The organism is Streptomyces sp. NRRL B-24484 (assembly GCF_000717715.1).
Classification (GTDB): Bacteria; Actinomycetota; Actinomycetes; order Streptomycetales; family Streptomycetaceae; genus Kitasatospora.
Genome location: NZ_JOAI01000020.1, coordinates 95,363 through 115,750 on the forward strand (window position 1 = coordinate 95,363; position 20,388 = coordinate 115,750).

Sequence of the window (20,388 nt, forward strand, 5' to 3'; positions counted from 1 at the left end):
GGTCGGGCCAACTGGCAGGAGGCCCAGACAAACCGCCCGCCCGGTAATACGCTGAATCCCGTGGCTGAGGATGTGGGGGGCTCTCCGTACCCCGACGGCGCCGACCACGGTGGTGCGGACGACGAGTTCGCCACCGTGGTCCTCGACGAGGCCTTCGTCCGGTCCGCGGCCGTGCACGAGCCGAGCGCCCTGGAGCGGCAGCTGGCCGCCGCCGAGGCCCGGTTCGAGCCGGACCCCGCAGGCCCGGTGCGGCCCCGGGACCTGACCGCACCGGAGATGGCCGGCACCGGCGACGTACTGCCGCTGGAGCTGCGACCGCACCCGCGCGGCCTGGACGACGACCGGTTGTACCCCGACCCGTGGTCCGGCACCGACCGGGCCCGGCGGCGGGCCCGGTGGTCCCGTTCGGTCGGCTGGGAGCCGCTGCGCCACGACGGGCGGCACGTCGCGCAGCAGCGCTGGCACCGGCCGGTCGCCTGGGTGCTGGCGGTGGTGATGGGCGTCGGCGTGGTGGCGGTCGCGGTGGCCGCGATCTACCGCGGCGCCGGCGGGGCGGGCGAGTCGCCGCGGCGTCCGGAGATGGGCACCAGCAGCACGCCGGGTTCGTCGCCGCCGGCCGCGCCGCTTCCCAGCGCCGTGGCTCTGCTGAGCGGCTGAGCGGGCCGGTGGCGCCGCCGCACCGGGACGCCGTACGGAGTTTGCCCGCGGCCGGTCGAAGCCTGGGCCGCCCGGTTCTACCCTGGTGCTATGGGTGACCCGCGCGAGCCTCCGGAGGGTGCGCCCGAGGGCGGTTCCGGCAGCGATGACGAGTTCCGGTCCGTCGTCTTCGACGAATCGTTCGTCCGGGCTGCCCGGATCCAGGAACTCTCGGCCCAGGAGCGGCTCGGCGGGACGTACCGGGCGACCCGGGCACGGGTCGGCCTCGGCCCGTTCGGCACGCTGCCGCGGCAGGCGGTGGCGCTGCTGCTGGTCGTGTTCCTCGCCTTCGCCGCGGCGGTGTACTTCGGCGTCAGTTCGCCGCACCGGCAGGCCGCGCCGCCGTCCGGCAACCAGCTGACCACCTCGCTGGTGGCGCTGAGCCCGACCGGGCCGGTGGCCGCGGTCGCCGACCCGGGGAAGCCGTTCGCGGCGCTGCCGGCCGGCTACGGGGAGGGGTCGACCGGGCTGGCGCTGCCCGCGGGCGCCGCGACCGCGCACTTCACCAGGTCCGACGTCAACCGGGCGCTCTCCGTGGTGCAGCGCTACCTCACCGCGTCCGCGCTGGCCCCGGCCACCCTCGTCCAGGGGGAGACGGCCGAGGTGCGGACCCTGATCACCCCGGGCGAGCAGGCGCAGTACGACGACAGCGTGAACAGCCCCCAGGACGACCAGCACCACGCCGCCACCGGCTGGCTGGTCCGGTTCGACCCGGGGAAGGTCGCGCTGGCCGACGACGGGGTGCGGACCTCCGGCACCGTGCGGGTCGGCGAGGCCGACAGCGGGACCCTGGAGATCACCACCGACCACACCTTCGTCTACGCCGTCCGCGCGGCCGGCACCTCGGACGGGCCGGTGAGCCTGTTCAGCGTCCGCCGGGAGCTGCGGTTCGCCTTCGACCGGCTGGACCTCAGCTCGGACCGGCTGCGGCTGGTCGACGCGGTGGTGCAGGCCGGGCCGGCCTCGTGCGGCGCCCCGATGAGCAGCTACCTGCAGCCGCTGCTCGCGGGCGGCACGGCGGCCGCACCGCAGGCCGTCGACCCGGGCGACCGCAGCCGGCCGGCCTGGCAGGTGTGCGGGGTGTTCGCACCGCCGACGGCGAAGCCGGCCGCCGGGCGGTGAGCCCGTACGGCCGGCCGGGGCACCCCGCCCGGTGTCAGCGGCGCCACCGGGGTGCCGTTGCCGCCGGTGTCACTCCCGGCCGTCGCCGTCCGTCGTGCCGCCGTTCGTGCCGCCGTTCGCGCCGTCGGAGCCGGCCGGGCCGCCGGAGCGGGCGCCCGCGAAGGTGTCCCGCAGCTTGCCGCCGACCGTGCCGACCCCGCCGGCCACGTCCCGCAGCAGACCCATCAGCGGGTCCTTGCTCTCCTTGACCGACTGCGAGTAGGAGTCCGCGGCGGCCTTCCACTGGGCGCCGACCGAGGTCTGCGGGTCGTCGCCGCGGCGCGGGTAGGCGCCGGCCAGGATCGAGTGGTACTCGTCGCTCTCCGCCCACTTCTTCAGCTTGGCGACCCGGACCACCGCGAACGGGTGGGTCTGCGGCAGCACCTGCAGCAGCTTGAGCACGCCGTCGCGCAGGTCGCCCGCGCGCTCGTACTCCTCGGCCTGCTCCAGGAAGGCGTCGACGTTCATCTCCGCCAGGTCGTGGCCGCCGGCCAGCTTCATCAGGCCGCGCATCGAGGCCTGCAGGTCCTGCCCGGCCAGCAGGCCGGCCCGGTCGCAGGAGAGCTCGGCCTTGCGGAACCACTCCTTGAGCGCGGTGATCACGCCCATGATGGCGAGGTTGCCCAGTGGCAGCCAGGCGATCCGGGCGGCGATGTTGGTGAGGATCAGCAGCATCGTCCGGTACACCGCGTGGCCGGACATGGCGTGCCCGACCTCGTGGCCGACCACGGCGCGCAGCTCCTCCTCGTCCAGCAGCTCCACCAGGCCGCTGGTCAGCACGATGATCGGCGTCTCCATGCCGATGCACATCGCGTTGACCGTCGGGTCCTGCGTGACGTAGAGGTCCGGCACCTTCTCCAGGTCCAGCACGTAGGCGGCGTCCCGCACCATGCCGTACAGCTCCGGGAACTGACGCTCGGAGGTCTTCACCGCGGTGGCCAGGAACATCAGCCGGACGCTGCGCTCCGACACCAGGCCGGCGAGCTTCTTGAGGACGTCGTCGAAGCCGCTCAGCCTGCGCAGCGCCACCAGCGCGGAACGGTCGGCCGGGTGCTCCCAGGCCCGGGTGGAGATCTCCGCGAAGCGCTGCCGGCGCCGGCTGGGCGTGTTGCCGCCGTCCTTGGAAAAGTCGGTCATGTGTGAGTACCTCCTGGTCGTCGCCGGCACCGGCCCCCGGCCGGCCCCCGCTGCTGTTGGCTCCAACGTCCGTGCTCGTGTACTCGTCCCCGGCGGACCACCGTACGCCCGGGGGGCGGTGGCGGGTGTCCGGAACGCCCCGGCTTACGCTGGTCGTCCGGAACGAGGTCCGGCACGAGGTCCGGACCGAGAGGAGCCCCCGATGTCCCCTGCCGCCCTGGCGCACCTGGCCGGACCGATCTCCAACGAGAACGGCCCCGGCCTGTTCCTGCGGATCATCCTGATCGGCTCCATCGTGGGCGTGGGCCTGCTGGCCTGGATCCTGGTCCGCGCGGGCCGCGACTGACCCGGCGCGCGGGCCGCGGCGGCCGCCCCGGCCGGGTCCGCACCTACGAGGGGTCAGACGCGGTGGGCCGCCGCGCGGTTGCGCCGGGCCCACCCGTACGATGAGGCCGCAGGCCGCACGGCCCGCACCCTCGTCCGCCCCCGAGCCGAAGGTCCTGCCGACCATGAGCACTGCTGCACTGCCCGCCCTGACCCAGCTCGCCGAGGGCGGCAACCACGAGAGCCTCAACCCGTACCTGACCGGTGGGTCCGCGCTGTTCATCCTGCTGCTGCTGCTCTTCCTGACCACCCGCTTCAACCGCGACCGCTGAGCCGGCCGCGCACCGCGGGGGAGCGCCTGCACAGAAGCTGCGCGCTCCCTCCCGCGGACCTCTCCGGGCGGCTTGCCGCCGCGTGACGGGCGTCGCGTAAGGTGTGGCGGCATGGGACAGCAGGCCGGGAGCACCGGGGCGCCGAGGGCGCGGAAGCGCCTCGGCGTGATGGGTGGCACCTTCGACCCGATCCATCACGGGCACCTGGTCGCCGCCAGTGAGGTGGCGAGCGCCTTCCACCTCGACGAGGTCGTGTTCGTGCCCACCGGGCAGCCGTGGCAGAAGTCCGACCGGCAGGTCACGCCGGCCGAGGACCGCTACCTGATGACGGTCATCGCCACCGCGGAGAACCCGCAGTTCTCGGTCAGCCGGATCGACATCGACCGCGAGGGCCCCACCTACACCGTCGACACCCTGCGCGACCTGCACGCCCTGCACCCGGACGCCGAGCTGTTCTTCATCACCGGCGCCGACGCGCTCGCGCAGATCATCTCCTGGCGCCACTCCGACGAGCTCTTCGAGCTCGCCCACTTCATCGGCTGCACCCGCCCGGGGCACACCCTCTCGGACGCCGGTCTCCCCGTCGGCGGGGTCTCCCTGGTCGAGGTGCCGGCGCTGGCCATCTCCTCCACGGACTGCCGCAACCGGGTCGCCAAGGGAGAGCCGGTCTGGTACCTCGTCCCGGACGGCGTGGTGCGTTACATCCACAAGCGGGCGCTCTACGCGCCGGCCCAGCCTTGATCCCGGGAGGGACGGCGTGACCGGAACCGCAGGCGGAGGGCCACAGGGCTACCAGCAGGACCCGTACGGCCGGGGCTACGACCCCTACGACCAGCAGGGCTGGACCCAGGAGCAGCAGCCGCAGCAGCAGGGCCAGCAGCAGTACGGCTACGACCCGTACGCCGGCTACCAGGACCAGCAGCCGCAGGCCTACCAGCAGGACCAGTACGGCGGCGCCCCCCAGCAGGGCCAGTACCCGCAGCAGGGGCAGTACCAGGACCCCTACCAGCAGGGCCAGTACGCGCAGCAGGGCCAGCAGGGCCAGCAGGGCCAGCAGGGGTACTACCAGCACCAGCACCAGCAGCAGCCGCAGCCGCAGGGCTGGGACCCGTACGCCGGCCAGGGCGGGCAGCAGGGCTGGGTTCAGGACCCGTACCAGCCGCAGCAGACGCCGGTGCCCCCGCAGCAGCAGTCCGGCCAGCAGCCCCCCGTCCAGCCCGCGCGGCGCCCTCCGGTCCAGCAGCCGCCGCTCCAGCAGGTCTCCCCGGCGACCGGCGCCGCCACGGCCGGCGGTGCGGCCGGTGCAGCCGGCGCGGCCGCCCGGGCCGCCGCCCCCGCCCGGCCCGCGCAGCCGTCGGAGCAGGTCGGCGGCAGCCGCCAGAACCGGCGGCCGGCCGCGGGCGGCGACAACTACGCCACCGGTGAGTTCACCTTCGTCGACGAGGAGGCGGAGGAGACCGAGGACGTCATCGACTGGCTGAAGTTCGCCGAGTCCCGCAGCGAGGTGCGTGCCGAGCGCCGCCGCCGGCTGCGGAACCGGCTGATAGGGCTGGCCGTGGCCGCCGCACTCGTCGCCGGCGGCGTCGGCGGCTGGATGTGGTGGACCGGCCGGGACACCGGGGCCTCCGCCGCGGCCGCCGCGGGCGGACGCCAGGTCAACGTCGTCCACCTGCGCGACCTGCAGGGCAAGGTCAGCACCGCACTGCTGGTCAACGACGCCTCCGGGCACAAGGGCACCGTGCTGCTCATCCCGGACACCCTGCGGCTGCCCAACGACTCGACCGTCACCACCGCCGCCAAGGGCCTGGACGACATAGGCCCCTCCGGCACCCGCGAGGGCCTCGCCACCGTGCTCGGCGCCCCCGTCGCCGGAACCTGGCGGCTGGACACCCCGTACCTGACGCTGCTGGTCGCGCAGCTCGGCGGCATCAAGGTCGACACCAACGCCGAGGTGAAGGCCGCCGACGGCAAGCTGCTCGCCTCCGCGGGCAAGGGTGTCAGCCTCAACGGCGTCGCCGCCGTCGCCTACGCGACGCTGCAGGCGCCCGGCGAGACGCGCGACGCCCAGCTGGCGAGGTTCGGGCAGGTCCTGGAGGCGGTGCTGCGGGCCATGCCGACCGACCTGGACGAGGCCACCGACGACGTGCACCGGATGAACGCCGTGCTCGACCCCTCGCTGCCGGAGAAGGCGCTGGCCGGCGTCCTCGCCCAGCTCGCCCAGCAGGGCAAGGACGGGCACCTCGGCACCCAGCTGCTCAAGGCCAAGCCGGACGGCACGCTCGACGAGGCCACCGCCGGTCGGCAGGTCAAGGACGTCCTCGGCGGCACGGTCAAGAATGCCGCCGCCAGCGGCAGCACCGCCCGGGTGTCGGTGCTCAACGCCTCCGGCCAGGACAAGGCCGACGAGTCCGCGTCGGTGCAGATCACCAACACCGGCATGGAGGTCGTGCCGAGCAGCGGCAAGGCCGGCGCCGTCCAGGCCGCCAGTGAGATCCGTTACACCGACGACGCCCGCGCCGAGGCGGCGAAGACGCTGGCCGGTGCGCTCGGGCTCAAGCCGGAGGCGGTCAAGAAGGTCACCGACCCGCAGAACGCCGACCTCGTCGTGGTCCTCGGCAAGGACTACAAGGGCCTGCCCGACCAGAAGGCGGACCAGAAGACGGCCGATCCGAAGGCGACCGGGCAGAAGCCCGCGCAGTAGCCGCGCAGCAGCCCGGTCCGCACCCCCCGTTCCGCGTCCGCCCCGGGCCCCCGGTCAAATCGATCGGGGGCCCGGGGCGTTCGTGAGATCCTGGAGGGGAAAACGCGTAGCCGAGCCGGAAGAACACCGTGACTGCCACTGACCGGAGCCAGGACCTTATCAACGTCGCCGCACAGGCGGCGGCGGACAAGCTGGCGCACGACATCATCGCCTTCGACGTCAGCGATGTGCTGTCGATCACCGACGCCTTCCTCATCGCCTCCGCGGCCAACGACCGCCAGGTCCGGTCGATCGCCGAGGAGATCGAGGACAAGCTCCGCGAGGAGCTCGACATCAAGCCCGTGCGCCGCGAGGGCGAGCGCGAGGGCCGCTGGATCCTCCTGGACTACCTGGACATCGTCGTGCACGTCCAGCACTCCGAGGAGCGCTCCTTCTACTCCCTCGACCGGCTCTGGAAGGACTGCCCCGAGCTGCCGCTGCCGGCCGACGCCCTGGCGACCCGCAACCGGCCCGAGGGCGCCCGCACCGACGCCGCGGGCAACGCGGTCGCCGAGGACGAGAGCTGAGCCGCGCCGCGCGGGGACCGCGCATCGTCTTCTGGCGCCACGGCCAGACCTCCTGGAACCTCGAATCGCGCTTCCAGGGCAGCACCGACATCCCGCTCACCGACCAGGGCATCTTCCAGGCCCAGCGGTCCGCCAGGCTGCTCGCCGGGCTGAAGCCCGACCTGCTGGTCTCCTCCGACCTGCAGCGCGCGGTCCGCACCGCGGCCGAGCTGGCCAAGGTGACGGGCCTGGAGGTGCACCAGGACGAGGGTCTGCGGGAGACGTACGCCGGCGAGTGGCAGGGCCTGACCAACGCCGAGATCCGGGCCCGCTACCCGGAGGAGTACGAGGCGTGGGCCCAGGGTCACCCCGTGCGGCGCGGCGGCGGCGAGCTGGCGTCCGAGGTCGCCGACCGCGCCGTCCCGGTGGTGCTGTCCGCGGTCGAGAAGCTGCCCGAGGAGGGCACGCTCGTCGTGGTGTCGCACGGCGGCACCATCCGCACCATGATCGGGCGGCTGCTCGGTCTGGAGCCGGTGCTCTGGGAGCGGTTCGGAGGCCTGTCGAACTGCTGCTGGTCGGTGCTCGGCCAGGGCGTGCGCGGCTGGCGGCTGCTGGAGCACAACGCCGGCACCCTGCCGCAGCCGGTCATCGGGGACGAGACCTGAGCCCGCTCCGGCGGGCGATTTCGCAGTTCGGGGCCTGACCGGCTAGAGTCTTCCTCGTTCGCAGCGAGGACGCCGACCGAGAGGGAGGCGGACGGAACGGACTGCGGGGCTATAGCTCAGTTGGTAGAGCGCTTGCATGGCATGCAAGAGGTCTGGGGTTCAATTCCCCATAGCTCCACTCCGCACCAGCGGCCCCAGGGCCGTCCGTGTCGCGGGGCTATAGCTCAGTTGGTAGAGCGCTTGCATGGCATGCAAGAGGTCTGGGGTTCAATTCCCCATAGCTCCACAGCAGTCCGAGAGGCCGCCGCCCGCAGGGGTGGCGGCCTCCGTCGTTCCCGGGGCCGCTGACGCCACCGGTCCTCAGGCGGCTCCGTGCGGGCACTCCGGCCGGACGCCGGGCGGTTCGGCCGCCATCCGCTCCAGCCGGAGCCGGTCCTCGGGTCCCTCCGGGGTGTAGACGACCAGGTAGACCTCCGGGCGGTCCGGGACGGTCAGGTACGAGGCGTGGACGTGCAGCACGCCGACCGCGGCGTGCCGGAAGACCTTGCGGGTCGTCCGCGGCGGCGCCACCTCCTGCCGGTCCCACAGCTCGCGGAAGCGGTCGCTGGCCGCCGACAGGTCCCGCACGTACGCCTCCCAGGCGGGCTCGCCCAGGTGCCGCCCGTACGCCGCCCGCAGCACCCCGACCATCCGGGGCAGCTCCTCGTCGCGGTTGAGGAACGGGTTGCAGCAGTCCGGCACGGTGAACGCGCACCACATGGTGTTGCGCGGCTCGCCGGGCCCGGCCGGCCTGGTCGCCCGGGGGAAGAGCGACTCGTACGCGGCGTTGTGCCGCAGCACGTCGAAACGGGTGTTGCAGACCGCCGCGGGCAGCGGGCCCAGCTGGTCGAGGATCGCCTGGGTGGCGCCGTCGAACTCCGGGTGGTCCGCCTCGGCCGGCGACGGCGGCCGCACCCCCGCGAGCCGGAACAGGTGGTCGCGCTCGGCGGCGTCCAGCCGCAGCGTGCGGGCCACCGCGGTCAGCACCTGCTCGGAGGCGTTGATCGGGCGGCCCTGCTCCAGCCACGTGTACCAGGTGACGCCGAGGCCGGCGAGCTGCGCCACCTCCTCCCGGCGCAGGCCCGGGGTGCGGCGGCGCAGGCCGGGCGGCAGGCCGACGTCCTCGGGCCGTACCCGGGCGCGGCAGGCGCGCAGGAACTTGGCGAGCTCTCCGCGCCGCAGGTCCCTGCGCGGCTCGGCGACGGTGTCCGGTTGAAGCACGGTCATGACCCCCATCGTGGCCGACCGCGGCCGCCGCCGACAGGTGCTGCCGGTACCAGGATCGGCAGGCTCTAACCACCAGTACCGGGCGGCCCCGACGATCCCGGTATGACGGACCTACGGACTCCCGATCCCACGCCCACCGCCCCTGCCGCCCCTGCTGTTCCTGTTCCTGTTCCTGCCCCGGTCGTTCCCGCGGCCGCTGCCGCCCGCAGGCCGGGCCCGGTGCTCGGCCTGCTGCTCGCCGGACAGTTCATGGCGCTGCTCGACGTCTCCGTGGTCAACGTGGCCGTGCCGAGCATCCGCACCGACCTGGGCGCCTCCGGCGCCGCCCTGCAGCTGGTCGTCGCCGGCTACACCGTCGCCTACGCCGTCCTGCTGATCACCGGCGCCCGGCTCGGCGCCCGCTTCGGCTACACCCGCACCTTCCGGTACGGGCTGGCGGCCTTCACCACGGCCTCGCTGGCCTGCGGACTGGCCCCCGCCACCGGCTGGCTGATCGGCTTCCGGGTCGTGCAGGGCGTCGGCGCCGCCGTGATGGTGCCGCAGGTGATGAGCGTGATCCAGCGGCTGTTCACCGGTGCCGCCCGGGTCCGGGCGCTCGGTCTGTACGCGGCGGTGCTGGCCGGCGGCCTCGCCGTCGGACAGGTGGTGGGCGGCCTGCTGGTCAGCGCCGATCTGTTCGGCACCGGCTGGCGACCGGTCTTCCTGGTCAACGTCCCGCTCGGCCTGGTGCTGCTCGCGGCCTCGGCCCGGCTGCTGCCGCCGCTCCCCGGCGACCGCGGCCGAGGCTTCGACCTGCCCGGCCTGCTGACCCTGGCGGCCGCCCTCGGCCTGCTGGTGGTGCCGCTGGTGCTCGGGCACGAACTCGGCTGGCCCGCCTGGGGCTGGGCGATGCTGGCCGGCAGCGCCGCGCTGTTCGCCGTCTTCGCGGCGGTGGAGCGGCGGGTGGCTGAACGCGGTGGCCGGCCGCTGATCGCCGGGCGGGTGCTTCGCGCGCCCGGGCTGCTGTCCGCGGCCGGGTCGATCTTCCTGATCATGGCCGGGTTCGCCGGGTTCATGTTCGCCCTGGCCCTGCACCAGCAGGCCGGACTCGGCAACAGCGCACTGCGGGCCGGCCTGCTGTCGGTGCCGGTCTCGGTGGGCTTCGGGGCGGCGAGCCTGCTCTGGCAGCGGCTGCCGCAGCGTCTGCACCTGGTGCTTCCGGTGCTCGGCCTGGCCGTGGTCGCCCCGGGCTACGTGCTCGTCGGGCTGCTGCTGGACGGGGGAGGGCCGGTCGGGCCGGCCGTGCAGGCGGTGCTCGCCGTGACCGGGGTGGCCGCGGGCTGCGCGTACAGTCCGCTGTTCGCGCGGGCGCTCGGGCGGGTGGACCCGGCGGACGCCGCGGACGCCAGCGGTGTGATGGTGACGGTGCTGCAGCTCGGCCAGGTGATCGGGGTGACGCTGCTGGGGACGGTCTTCCTCGGCGCCGTCTCCTACCCGGCGCCGGCCCGTGACTCCGGGCACGCCCTGCTGGTCACCACGGCGGTGATCGGCGCCGCGCTGGCCGCCGCGGCCGTGCTGGCGGCGCTGTCGGGGCGGACCGTACGGCCTGCGTGGGCGGGAGAGGCCGGCAGGACGGAGGACGTGTAGCGGCGGCCGGGGTGCGGCGGGTGAGCCGGGGCCGTCCTGGGTCCGGCCGTCGTGGCCGGGTGGACCGTCACGACCGGGGCCGAGGGGGCGTGCGGGGGGACCGGCGCCGGCCCGTCCTGCATCTGCCGGCCGTCGCGCGGCGGCCGGGGTGCGGCAGGACGGCCCGGCGCGGTGGTCCGGTGTCCGGGCCGGTCAGGCGGTGACCGGCAGGCGGCTCAGCAGCTCCCGGCCGTCCGCGCGGACGGTGGTGGCGAAGGTCAGCTTCAGCGACTGCTCCTCGCCCGCGACCGAGAGCTGCGTGGTGAGCAGCAGGCCGAAGGCGGCCTTGGCGGCCGGGGAGGCAGTGACGGCCTCGCGGGGGAGCGCCATGACCAGCTTCGCCGGCTTGCCGCTGAGCTGGTCCACCCCGAAGAAGAGCAGCCGCCGGTCGGTCAGGGCCAGGTACAGCGGACGAGGGGCGGCGATCGCCGTCACCGTACCGGCCGTCAGTACACCCACCACGGCGGTGGTGGCCAGGCGGCGGGCCGCGGACACCGTGCCGACCTTGGTGAGGGTGCCGAACTCGACCTGCTCGTCGGCGATCAGCAGCGGTGCGGCGGCCTTGAGCAGTTGGTCGCGGCGGCGGTTGTTCATGGTGCTCCTCGGTCTGCGGCCGTCCTGATGGCCGGTCATCGCTGGGCAGCCTAGGGAGGTTCCGTCACAAGCGGAGTCATGGATTCCGTAAATTCTTCGTCAAGTGACAGGCGACTTGCCCGGATCCGTACGGGTTCGCACCATCGGTCCCCGCGGCGGTTCCTCCGGCCACGCCCTACGATCGCCGCCCATGAGCACCGAACCGCTCTTCGACCCGGCCGCCGCGCTCCCCGAGGCCGGAACCGTCCGGAACGCCGCAGAGCGGGGCGACTGGCCCGCCGTCGCCGCGGTGTTCGCCGAATGCCGGGAGGAGTACGGCCTGCTCCTCCTCTCCGGGCAGGTCGCCGCCGTGCCCGGCGTGGAACACCTGCTGCGGCAGGTGCTCGGCAACCGCCCGGGTGACCCGCTCGCCACCGCGCTGCTCGCCGACCGGCTGATCCACGTCGGCTGGCAGGCCCGCACCTCCCGGCGTTCAGAGGACGTGACCCCCGAGGGCTGGCGCGAGTTCCGTGCCCGGCTCAACGAGGCCGAACAGCTGCTGATCGGAGCCGTCGCCCGGGACCGCGGCGACGCGCTCGCCTGGATGCTGCGGGTGACGATCTCCCGAGGGATCTCCCTGGGCATCAGCGAGACCCGCCGCCGGTACCGCGCCGTGGCTCGCGTCTCACCGCACCACTACGCCGGGCAGCGCAGCATGCTCCAGCAGCTGCTGCCCAAGTGGGGCGGCAGCTGGGAGGAGTCCCACGCCTTCGCCCGCGACTGCTTCCGCGCCGCACCGCCCGGCAGCCTCAACGGCGCCCTGCTGGCCATGTACCACGCGGAACGGGCCGGCTCCCTGGCAGGGGCCGAGCGGAACGCGTACGCCGCCCGCGCCGACGTCCGCCAGGAGCTCGCCCAGGCCGCCCACGGCTCCGTCCTGCACCCCGACTGCCGGATCCGCTTCGGCCGGATCGCCGCCCACAGCTCCTTCGCCCTGCTCGCCTCCCTCGGCGGCGACCGGGCCGCCGCCCGGACGCACTTCCAGGCCATGGGCCCGTACGGCAGCACCGAACCGTGGGACTGGTTCGACAACACCCCGGAGCGCACCTTCCGGGAACACCGCGACCGCGCCCTGAAAGGCTGAGCCGTGATCCACCGCTTCGAGGTCGACGGCGTACCGGCCCTGCACGCCCCGCGGCCCGGCCGCACCACCGCAGGCCTGGTCTTCCGGGTCGGCAGCGCCGACGAGACCCTGGCCCGCTCCGGCATCACCCACCTCGTCGAACACCTCGCCCTGCACCGCAGCGGCGTCCAGGTGCACCGCTTCAACGGCGCCACCGGGCAGCTGCACACGCACTTCCTGCTGGAGGGCGACGACCACGAGATCCGGGCCTTCCTGCAGAGCGTCTGCGAGTCGCTGACCGCCCTGCCGGTGGACCGCCTGGAGACCGAGAAGGCGATCCTGCGCACCGAGGAGGCAGGCCGCGGCACCGGCGCCGCCGAGGCGACCGGTCTCTGGCGGTACGGCGCCCAGGGCCACGGCCTGGTCAGCTACCCCGAGTGGGGCGTGCCCGGCGTCGATCCGCAGACCGTCCAGCACTGGGCCGACACCTGGTTCACCCGCGACAACGCCGCACTGTGGATCGCCGGCGAACGCGTCCCGGACGGCCTGCAGCTGCCGCTGCACCCCGGACGCCGGATGCCCCCGCCGCAGCCGACCTCCGCGCTGCCGGTGACCCCCGCGTACTTCGCCGCCGGACAGCGGCAGGTCCTGTTCGAGACCCTGCTGCCCCGGACCGCCGCCGCCGACCTCTACACCGCCTGCCTGGACCGCGAGTTGTTCCAGGACCTGCGGCAGGACGGCGGCCTCTCCTACACCGCGGGCGCCGACCACGCGGACCGCGGCGACGGCGTCCTCACCGTCACCGCCCTCGCCGACGCCCTGCCCGAGGAGCAGGACGCCGTGCTCGGCGGCTTCGTCGACGTGCTGGCCAGGCTCGCCGTGGCCGGCGTCGACCCGGACACCCTCGACGCCCTGCGCCGCCGCGCCGACGCCGCGCACACCGCCCCCGACGCGGACCCCGCCCGCCTGCCCGGCTGCGCCGCCGACCTGCTGCTCGACCTGCCCGTCCGCACCCGCGACGAGCTCCGCGCCGAACTCGCCGCCGTCACCGCCGAGGACGTCCGGACGACCGCTCAGCAGGCGCTCGGCAGCGGCCTGTTGCGGGTGCCCGCCGGACGCCGCGCCGACTGGGCCGGCTACACGGCGGCGCCACTCCACTCCACCGCCGCAGTCGAGGGCAGCCGCCACCGCTCCCGCGAGCCCGGCGGACCCGACCTCGTGATCGGCCGGGCCGGCGTCAGCCTCGTCCGGGAGGGCGAGGCCGCGACCGTCCGCTACGACGCCTGCGCCGCCTTCCTCGCGTGGCCGGACGGCGGGCGGCGGCTGATCGGGGCCGACGGCATCTGCGTGGAGATCGAACCCGCCTGCTTCGCCGTCGACGCCCACGCGCTCGCCTCCATCGATGCCGCGGTGCCGCACCAGGCGTACGTCCGGATGCCGCCGCGGACGGCGCCCGCCCGGCCGTCCAGGCCCGGGCCCGCCGCGGCACCGGCCGCCGCCGTCCGCTCGTCGCCGGCGCAGCTCGCCGTGAACATGGTGCTGATGCTGGTCGCCGGACTCTTCCTGCTGTTCGCCCTCGGCGGGGCCCTCGGGGCGGACGACGAGTCCCGGGGCGACCCGGTGTACTGGGGCGTGCTGGTGGTGGCCGCGGGCATCGCGGCGGCGCTGCTGCGCAGTGTGTGGCGGCGGAGCCGGCCGCGGCGGACCTGAGGCCGGGCGCCGCCGCGGGGTGCCGGCGGCGGAGGGTGCCGGCGGCCGTAGGGGTTGCCGGCGGGCGGGCCCGGTGCTGCCGGCAGGCGGGCCTGGCATGCTGCAGGGCTTGGTGCGGCTGTCTCGTGCCAGGTGTGGGGTGCAGGTGTGGGGTGCCCGGTGTGGGCTGCCCGGATGGGCGACCGCTGTCGGGAGGCCTTGCCGGGCGGGCGCTGAAACGGATTAGGGGAGCACCCCCGGGACCGTGTAAAGTGGTGCGTGTCGCCGGGGGAGATCACCGGGGGCCGCAGCAAGGGGCTATAGCTCAGTTGGTAGAGCGCTTGCATGGCATGCAAGAGGTCTGGGGTTCAATTCCCCATAGCTCCACAGTAGGTGAAGGGCCGTTTCCTGAGGGAACGGCCCTTCGTCGTTCCCCGGCAGGTGCGGACGTCTTCACCCGTCCACCCTCCCGGCCCGCTACGGTCGAGGCATGGCCGACCTGGTGCGCAAGCGGAACGAAGAGCTCGCCCGGATACTCCACCAACTCGGGTGGAGCCCCGAGCGGCTCGCCCGCGAGGTGAACGCCGTCCTGCCCGCCGGCCTGGCGATCAGTGCCACCGCACCGTACAAGTGGCGCGACCGCGGCATGGTGCCGCGCGCCCCGCACGACCAGACCGTCTGCGAGGTGCTCGGCCGCGCCGTCGGCATCGCCGTCACCTACGAACAGCTCTGGGGCCGCATGGGCAGCGGCCGCGGTGCCAAGATCCTCTCGCCGCGCCTGCTCACCGACCCGTGGACGGCCGACACCGCGCAGACCGCCCTCCGGGAGGCCGGGGCCGACGCCGCGCCCGTCCGGCTGACCGACCTCTTCCGCGGCGACGAGCTGGAACAGGCCGCCCGGCACTGGGCCTCCCCGCCGCCGGAGGTCACCGGCGGCGCCGGGGCCCTGCGCATCGCCCCCGAACAGCTCGCCGACCTCCGGCTCTCCTACGAGAGCAAACGGCGCCTCGAACGCGCCTACGGCGGCGGTCTCATCCGTGACCTCGCCAAGGCCGAACTCGCCATGGTCGGCAAGCTCCTGGAACTGGGCGCCTACGACGAGAAACTCGGCCGCGAACTCTACGGCGCCGCCGGACGGCTCGCCCGGCTCGTCGGCTGGGCCGACTACGACATGGGCAACGACGCCGCGGCACAACGCGCCTTCGTCGCCGCCCTGCGCGCCGCACACGTCTCCGGGGACCCGCGGCTCGGCGTGGGCGTGGTCGGCTGCCTGGCCGTGCAGGCGACGTACAACTCCGGCGGGCGCGGGCTGGACGCCGTGGCGATGCTCTCCACCGCGCTGCGCGCCGCGGACGAGGTGCTGACCCCCCGTGAACGGGCGCTGCAGCTCGGCCGGATCGCCCGCGCCCACGGCCGGAAGGGCGAGCAGATCAGTGCCGAGGCCGTGGCCGAGCGGGCCTTCCAGGCGCTGGAGGGGGTGGACGACCACGCGCACGAGCGGGCCGACCTCGCCGGCATGGTGGGGGAGATGCACCTCTTCCTCGGTGACTTCGAACGGGCCCAGCGGATGCTCGGCGAGGCGGTCGCCGCGCTGACCGCGGAGCGGGCCCGGACCAGGGCCCTGCTGATGGTCCGGCTCGCGGAGGCGTACCGGCGGACCGGTGAGCGCGAGGAGGCCGCCCGGATCGCCGACGAGGCGCGGCTGCTCGCCTCCGGCATGCAGTCCGCCCGGGTGGCGCGGGCCCTGCGTGCCTTCGACGCGGCCGTGCGGGAGGAGGTGCCGCTCGCGGGGTGAACGGGCGGCGCTGCGGGCGGCGCGTCCCCTCGTCGCGCTCGTCGTGTTCGTCGCGCTCGTCATGGTCGGCGCGCTCGTTGTGGTCGGCGCTGTGCGTGGTGCGTCCGGGCTCCTCGGCCGGCCCGGCCGGTGGCCCGCCGGCGGAATGCGCGGCGGAATGCACGGCGGGGCGTACGGGCCGTTGCGGTACCCTGACCCCATGCGAACCGTGCGCCTGCTCCTTAGCCGGCCGCGCTGACCAGGACCGGCCCGGGGCCGGAGTCGGCGTGGCGACCCCTCCTGCGAGGGGTTTTTTGCTTTTCGAGTACGTGCTGTTCCGAGTGTGTGCCGCTGGTTCGCCACTGATGACGACGGAGCCCGAAGGACCATGAGCGAGACGACGACCCCTGCTTCCGGCGCGGCCGAGGCCGCTTCCGAGCCCTTCCGCTACGGTGCCGCGCTGGCGGCCGAGATCGAGTCCCGCTGGCAGGACCTGTGGGAGAAGGAGGGGACGTTCAACGCCCCCAACCCGGTCGGTCCGCTGGCCGAGGGAGCGGGCGGCGACGTCGCCGCGAAGCCGCACAGCTTCATCATGGACATGTTCCCGTACCCGTCCGGTGCCGGCCTGCACGTCGGTCACCCGCTGGGCTACATCGCCACCGACGTGTACGCCCGCTACCAGCGGATGACCGGCCACAACGTGCTGCACACCCTGGGCTACGACGCGTTCGGCCTGCCCGCCGAGCAGCACGCCGTCGCCACCGGCCAGCACCCCCGGATCACCACCGAGGCGGCCATCGCCAACATGCGGCGCCAGCTGCGCCGGCTGGGCCTGGGCCACGACTCGCGGCGCTCCATCGCCACGATCGACCCGGACTACTACCGCTGGACGCAGTGGATCTTCCTGCAGATCTTCAACTCCTGGTACGACGAGGCGGCCGGCAAGGCCCGCCCGATCGCCGAGCTGGTCGCGCAGTTCGAGTCCGGCGAGCGCGAGGTGCCGGGCGGCCGCGCCTGGTCCGAGCTGTCCGCCGTCGAGCGCGACGAGGTGCTGGGCGAGTACCGGCTGGCCTACGCCAAGGAGGTGCCGGTCAACTGGTGCCCGGGCCTGGGCACCGTGCTGGCCAACGAGGAGGTCACCGCGGACGGCCGCTCCGAGCGCGGCAACTTCCCGGTGTTCAAGTCCAAGCTGCGCCAGTGGATGATGCGGATCACCGCGTACTCCGACCGTCTGATCGCCGACCTGGACATGCTGGACTGGCCCGAGGCGATCAAGCTGCAGCAGCGAAACTGGATCGGCCGCTCCGAGGGCGCCCGGGTCGACTTCGCCGCGCCCGGCGGCGAGGCGATCACCGTCTTCACCACGCGTCCGGACACCCTGTTCGGTGCCACCTACATGGTGCTGGCGCCCGAGCACGCCCTGGTCGACACGATCGTGCCCGCCGCCTGGCCCGCGGGCGTGGCCGACGACTGGACCGGCGGCCACGCCAGCCCGGCCGAGGCCGTCGCGGCCTACCGCGCCGAGGCCGCCGCCAAGTCCGACGTCGAGCGCCAGGTCGACGCCAAGATCAAGACCGGTGTGTTCACCGGCGCCTACGCGACCAACCCGGTCAGCGGCGAGCAGGTCCCGGTCTTCATCGCCGACTACGTGCTGATGGGCTACGGGACCGGCGCGATCATGGCCGTCCCGGCCCACGACCACCGCGACTTCGCCTTCGCCCGCGCCTTCGGCCTGCCGATGCGCTGCGTGGTCGAGCCCACCGACGGCCGCGGCGAGGACCCGCACACCTGGGACGACGCCTTCGACACCTACGACTCGGTGATCGTCAACTCGGCCCACGACGACCTGTCGCTGAACGGCCTGAGCGTCGTCGACGCCAAGACCGCCGTCACCGGCTGGCTGACCGGTCGCGGCATCGGCGAGGGCACCGTCAACTACCGTCTGCGCGACTGGCTGTTCAGCCGCCAGCGGTACTGGGGCGAGCCCTTCCCGATCGTCTACGACGAGGACGGCGCCATGCACGCGCTGCCCGAGTCGATGCTGCCGGTCGAGGTGCCCGAGGTCGAGGACTACTCGCCGCACACCTACGACCCGGACGACGCCGCCTCCACCCCGAAGACCCCGCTGTCCCGCAACGAGGCCTGGGTCGAGGTCGAGCTGGACCTGGGCGACGGCCCGAAGAAGTACCGCCGCGAGACCAACACCATGCCCAACTGGGCGGGCTCCTGCTGGTACGAGCTGCGCTACATCGACCCGGTCAACGCCGCGAAGGTCGTCGACCCGGCCAACGAGGCCTACTGGATGGGCCCCACCGCCGACAAGCCGGCCGGCGGCGTCGACCTGTACGTCGGCGGTGCCGAGCACGCGGTGCTGCACCTGCTGTACGCGCGCTTCTGGCACAAGGTGCTGTTCGACCTGGGCCACGTGTCCTCCGTCGAGCCGTTCCACAAGCTGTTCAACCAGGGCATGATCACCGCCGACGTCTACCGCGACGCGCGGGGCTTCCCGGTGCCCGCCGCCGAGGTCGAGGAGCGCGACGGCGCGTACTTCTGGGAGGGCGAGCCGGTCAAGCGCGAGGCCGGCAAGATGGGCAAGTCCCTGAAGAACGCCGTCGCCCCCGACGAGATCGCCGACGAGTACGGTGCGGACACCCTGCGCCTGTACGAGATGTCGATGGGCCCGCTGGACGTGTCCCGCCCGTGGGACACCCGCGCGGTCGTCGGGTCGTACCGCTTCCTGCAGCGGCTGTGGCGCAACGTCGTCTCCGAGACCACCGGCGAACTGGTCGTCACGGAGGAGGAGGCCGACGAGGCCACCCTGCGCGCCCTGCACAAGGCGATCGACGGCATCCGTGGGGACATGGCCGGCCTGCGCTTCAACACGGCCGTGGCCAAGGCGATCGAGCTGAACAACTTCCTGGTCAAGCGGGGCTCCACCCCGCGCAGCGTGGCCGAGCAGATCGTGCTGATGGTCGCCCCGCTGGCGCCGCACATCGCCGAGGAGCTGTGGCAGCGCCTGGGCCACCGCGAGTCGCTGGCCTTCGCCGACTACCCGGTCGCCGACCCGGCCTACGTCGTCGACGAGACCGTCACCTGCGTCGTCCAGATCAAGGGCAAGGTCAAGGCCCGCCTGGAGGTCGCACCGAGCATCAGCGACGCCGAGCTGGAGGCGCTGGCGCTGGCCGACCCGGCCGTGGTGGCCGCGCTGGGCGACGCCCAGGTGCGCAAGGTCATCGCGCGTGCGCCGAAGCTGGTGAACATCGTCACCGGCTGACGCCGACCGACCGCTCCCGGGCCGGGCACCCCACCAGGGGTGCCCGGCCCGAGCGTTTCCCGGCGGGCCCGCGGGGGCGGTGGTCGTCGGGACGCGGATCGGGATGCCAGTTGTTACGCGCACAGGGATGCCCGTAGGCAAGCGTGAAGGCACGTATGGAGGCACGTATGGAGGGATGCGTGGATCGACGTATGGATGCACGTAGACATGGATGTCCGGACGGATGCGTGCATCGGCGCGTGCCGGGATGCACGGAGGCACGCCTGTAGGGATGCGGGTCGGGATGCATGCAGGGATGCGGGTCGGGATGCATGCAGGGACCGGGGTGGCGGCTTCGATCGGGCTCGGTGACCGCAGGCAGACGGCGCGGGGTGTGTACCGGGTGCGCCTACGGCTCATTCCCCGGCAGTCGGCGGGACAGCTCCCTGCAGGCGGTCGGCCAGGGCGGCGATGTGCGCCACCAGCTCCGGCGGCTCGTGGACGGTGAACCGGTACCCCAGCAGGGCGAGGTGGACTGCCAGCCCGTCCAGTGAGTTGGAGCCCGCGCGCAGGGTGCAGTTCCGTTCGTCGATCGGCTCGACCATCGCGGACGTCGGCGTGGTCTTGGTGACGACCTCCTCGGCCGGCGCGTGGACCGTGCAGCGGGCCTGGTAGCGGTACTGACCGACGGCGACCTCCCAGGAGGTCCATCGGCGGATGTCCTGTTCCGGGGGCTCCCGCGGGACGAACCGCGGCCCGTGCGGCGGGCGCAGCGTGATCCGGTCGACACGGAAGTTCCGCCAGTCGGCCCGGGTCGTGTCCCAGGCCGCCAGGTACCAGCGGGTGCCGGAGTGCACCAGCCGGTGCGGTTCGGCGTCTCGGTGGCTCTCGCCGCCGTCGTGCGTGCGGTAGTCGAAGCGCAGCCGCTCGTGCGCCCGGCAGGCGGCGGCGATCGCGGTGAGCACCTCTGCCTGCACCACCGGCCCGTACCCCGGCATGGCCACTGTTGCGTCGGCCAGTGCGTCCACCCGGTGCCGCAGCCTGGAGGGCATGACCTGCTGCAGTTTCGCCAGGGCCCGCACCGAGGACTCCTCGATGCCGGAGACCGTGCCGCCCGCTGCCGTCCGCAGCCCCACGGCGACCGCAACGGCCTCGTCGTCGTCCAGGAGTAGCGGCGGCATCTCCGCCCCCGCACCGAGCCGGTAGCCGCCCGCGGTGCCCGGCGTCGAGTCGACGGGGTAGCCCAGTCCCCGCAGCTTGTCGACGTCGCGTCGTACCGTTCGCACGTCGACACCGAGCCGGTCGGCCAGGTCCGCCCCCGACCAGTCGCGGCGGACCTGGAGCAGGGACAGCAGACGCAACAGGCGGGCGGAGGTCTCCAGCATGCCGCCATCCTGGCAGCCGATGAGGACAGCTGTGGTCCTCGACGGGACATCCGCCACCGGGAACGGCCCCGGAACACCCCGGAGCCGGCCCCTGAGCTC

17 protein-coding genes and 3 tRNA genes are annotated in these 20,388 nt (G+C 73.8%); 16 read left to right on the forward strand and 4 right to left on the reverse strand.

Going from position 1 to position 20,388, the window contains the following annotated elements; all coding sequences use genetic code 11:
* Nucleotides 1–60: 60 nt before the first annotated feature.
* Together IE98_RS0119385 and IE98_RS49240 are read left to right on the forward strand one after the other, a co-directional pair.
* Nucleotides 61–657: a hypothetical protein gene (locus tag IE98_RS0119385; protein WP_030270542.1), complete on the forward strand. Its 597-nt coding sequence runs from the start codon at nucleotides 61–63 to the stop codon at nucleotides 655–657.
* 90 nt (nucleotides 658–747) lie between these two features.
* Nucleotides 748–1,818, forward strand: coding sequence for a hypothetical protein (locus IE98_RS49240; protein ID WP_030270544.1), 1,071 nt, complete (start codon nucleotides 748–750; stop codon nucleotides 1,816–1,818).
* A 69-nt stretch (nucleotides 1,819–1,887) separates the two neighbouring features.
* Here IE98_RS49240 and IE98_RS0119395 read toward each other — a convergent pair whose 3' ends face one another.
* Nucleotides 1,888–2,994 (reverse strand): M48 family metallopeptidase, encoded by a 1,107-nt coding sequence (locus tag IE98_RS0119395; protein ID WP_030270546.1) that lies wholly within the window; start codon nucleotides 2,992–2,994, stop codon nucleotides 1,888–1,890.
* Between the two features lie 202 nt (nucleotides 2,995–3,196).
* Between IE98_RS0119395 and IE98_RS50130 the strand changes: the two genes are divergently transcribed.
* From IE98_RS50130 to IE98_RS0119435, 8 genes are all read left to right on the forward strand, one after another.
* Nucleotides 3,197–3,340, forward strand: coding sequence for a hypothetical protein (locus IE98_RS50130; RefSeq protein ID WP_199922935.1), 144 nt, complete (start codon nucleotides 3,197–3,199; stop codon nucleotides 3,338–3,340).
* A 163-nt stretch (nucleotides 3,341–3,503) separates the two neighbouring features.
* A complete protein-coding gene (locus IE98_RS50135; protein ID WP_199922936.1) occupies nucleotides 3,504–3,650 on the forward strand; it encodes a hypothetical protein in 147 nt (48 codons plus the stop codon).
* Between the two features lie 111 nt (nucleotides 3,651–3,761).
* On the forward strand, nucleotides 3,762–4,391 hold the full coding sequence (nadD, locus tag IE98_RS0119410; RefSeq protein ID WP_030270548.1) for a nicotinate-nucleotide adenylyltransferase: 630 nt from the start codon (nucleotides 3,762–3,764) through the stop codon (nucleotides 4,389–4,391).
* 16 nt (nucleotides 4,392–4,407) lie between these two features.
* Nucleotides 4,408–6,351 (forward strand): LytR C-terminal domain-containing protein, encoded by a 1,944-nt coding sequence (locus IE98_RS0119415; RefSeq protein ID WP_052390698.1) that lies wholly within the window; start codon nucleotides 4,408–4,410, stop codon nucleotides 6,349–6,351.
* Between the two features lie 128 nt (nucleotides 6,352–6,479).
* Nucleotides 6,480–6,917 (forward strand): ribosome silencing factor, encoded by a 438-nt coding sequence (rsfS, locus tag IE98_RS0119420; RefSeq protein WP_030270552.1) that lies wholly within the window; start codon nucleotides 6,480–6,482, stop codon nucleotides 6,915–6,917.
* Nucleotides 6,914–7,561, forward strand: coding sequence for a histidine phosphatase family protein (locus tag IE98_RS0119425; protein WP_030270554.1), 648 nt, complete (start codon nucleotides 6,914–6,916; stop codon nucleotides 7,559–7,561). Before rsfS ends, IE98_RS0119425 begins: the two co-directional genes overlap by 4 nt.
* Before the next feature lie 105 nt (nucleotides 7,562–7,666).
* Nucleotides 7,667–7,739: transfer RNA gene (locus IE98_RS0119430), tRNA-Ala, on the forward strand.
* A 35-nt stretch (nucleotides 7,740–7,774) separates the two neighbouring features.
* Nucleotides 7,775–7,847, forward strand: a tRNA-Ala gene (locus IE98_RS0119435).
* A 74-nt stretch (nucleotides 7,848–7,921) separates the two neighbouring features.
* Here IE98_RS0119435 and IE98_RS0119440 read toward each other — a convergent pair.
* Nucleotides 7,922–8,827, reverse strand: a complete 906-nt coding sequence (locus IE98_RS0119440; RefSeq protein WP_052390699.1) for a helix-turn-helix transcriptional regulator — start codon at nucleotides 8,825–8,827, stop codon at nucleotides 7,922–7,924.
* Between the two features lie 102 nt (nucleotides 8,828–8,929).
* On the opposite strand from IE98_RS0119440, the gene IE98_RS0119445 reads away from it, so the two are divergent.
* Nucleotides 8,930–10,453 (forward strand): MFS transporter, encoded by a 1,524-nt coding sequence (locus IE98_RS0119445; protein ID WP_420706203.1) that lies wholly within the window; start codon nucleotides 8,930–8,932, stop codon nucleotides 10,451–10,453.
* Nucleotides 10,454–10,645: 192 nt separating this feature from the next.
* Here IE98_RS0119445 and IE98_RS0119450 read toward each other — a convergent pair whose 3' ends face one another.
* Entirely contained in the window at nucleotides 10,646–11,086 is a 441-nt protein-coding gene (locus IE98_RS0119450) for a hypothetical protein (protein ID WP_030270559.1), read from the reverse strand.
* A 190-nt stretch (nucleotides 11,087–11,276) separates the two neighbouring features.
* Here IE98_RS0119450 and IE98_RS0119455 point away from each other — a divergent pair, with 190 nt between their 5' ends.
* From IE98_RS0119455 to leuS, 5 genes are all read left to right on the forward strand, one after another.
* Entirely contained in the window at nucleotides 11,277–12,209 is a 933-nt protein-coding gene (locus tag IE98_RS0119455; protein WP_043174579.1) for a hypothetical protein, read from the forward strand.
* A gap of 3 nt (nucleotides 12,210–12,212) precedes the next feature.
* Nucleotides 12,213–13,898, forward strand: coding sequence for an insulinase family protein (locus IE98_RS0119460; protein ID WP_030270562.1), 1,686 nt, complete (start codon nucleotides 12,213–12,215; stop codon nucleotides 13,896–13,898).
* Between the two features lie 293 nt (nucleotides 13,899–14,191).
* Nucleotides 14,192–14,264 (forward strand) — tRNA-Ala (locus tag IE98_RS0119465).
* Between the two features lie 103 nt (nucleotides 14,265–14,367).
* Complete coding sequence (locus IE98_RS0119470; protein ID WP_030270564.1) at nucleotides 14,368–15,672, forward strand: hypothetical protein; 1,305 nt, start codon at nucleotides 14,368–14,370, stop codon at nucleotides 15,670–15,672.
* A 367-nt stretch (nucleotides 15,673–16,039) separates the two neighbouring features.
* Nucleotides 16,040–18,925 carry a leucine--tRNA ligase gene (gene leuS, locus IE98_RS0119475; protein WP_030270566.1) on the forward strand — a complete coding sequence of 962 codons (2,886 nt, stop codon included), beginning with the start codon at nucleotides 16,040–16,042 and terminating at the stop codon, nucleotides 18,923–18,925.
* 395 nt (nucleotides 18,926–19,320) lie between these two features.
* Here leuS and IE98_RS0119480 read toward each other — a convergent pair whose 3' ends face one another.
* On the reverse strand, nucleotides 19,321–20,289 hold the full coding sequence (locus tag IE98_RS0119480) for a helix-turn-helix transcriptional regulator (protein ID WP_030270568.1): 969 nt from the start codon (nucleotides 20,287–20,289) through the stop codon (nucleotides 19,321–19,323).
* Nucleotides 20,290–20,388 lie beyond the last annotated feature (99 nt).

Coding starts and splice junctions, on each gene's coding strand:
- nadD (WP_030270548.1), top strand. CDS start 3,762: ATGGGACAGCAGGCCGGGAGCACCGGGGCGCCGAGGGCGCGGAAGCGC.
- leuS (WP_030270566.1), top strand. CDS start 16,040: ATGAGCGAGACGACGACCCCTGCTTCCGGCGCGGCCGAGGCCGCTTCC.
- IE98_RS0119455 (WP_043174579.1), top strand. CDS start 11,277: ATGAGCACCGAACCGCTCTTCGACCCGGCCGCCGCGCTCCCCGAGGCC.
- IE98_RS0119440 (WP_052390699.1), bottom strand. CDS start 8,827: ATGACCGTGCTTCAACCGGACACCGTCGCCGAGCCGCGCAGGGACCTG.
- IE98_RS0119480 (WP_030270568.1), bottom strand. CDS start 20,289: ATGCTGGAGACCTCCGCCCGCCTGTTGCGTCTGCTGTCCCTGCTCCAG.
- IE98_RS50135 (WP_199922936.1), top strand. CDS start 3,504: ATGAGCACTGCTGCACTGCCCGCCCTGACCCAGCTCGCCGAGGGCGGC.
- IE98_RS0119450 (WP_030270559.1), bottom strand. CDS start 11,086: ATGAACAACCGCCGCCGCGACCAACTGCTCAAGGCCGCCGCACCGCTG.
- IE98_RS50130 (WP_199922935.1), top strand. CDS start 3,197: ATGTCCCCTGCCGCCCTGGCGCACCTGGCCGGACCGATCTCCAACGAG.
- IE98_RS0119395 (WP_030270546.1), bottom strand. CDS start 2,994: ATGACCGACTTTTCCAAGGACGGCGGCAACACGCCCAGCCGGCGCCGG.
- IE98_RS0119470 (WP_030270564.1), top strand. CDS start 14,368: ATGGCCGACCTGGTGCGCAAGCGGAACGAAGAGCTCGCCCGGATACTC.
- IE98_RS0119445 (WP_420706203.1), top strand. CDS start 8,930: ATGACGGACCTACGGACTCCCGATCCCACGCCCACCGCCCCTGCCGCC.
- IE98_RS49240 (WP_030270544.1), top strand. CDS start 748: ATGGGTGACCCGCGCGAGCCTCCGGAGGGTGCGCCCGAGGGCGGTTCC.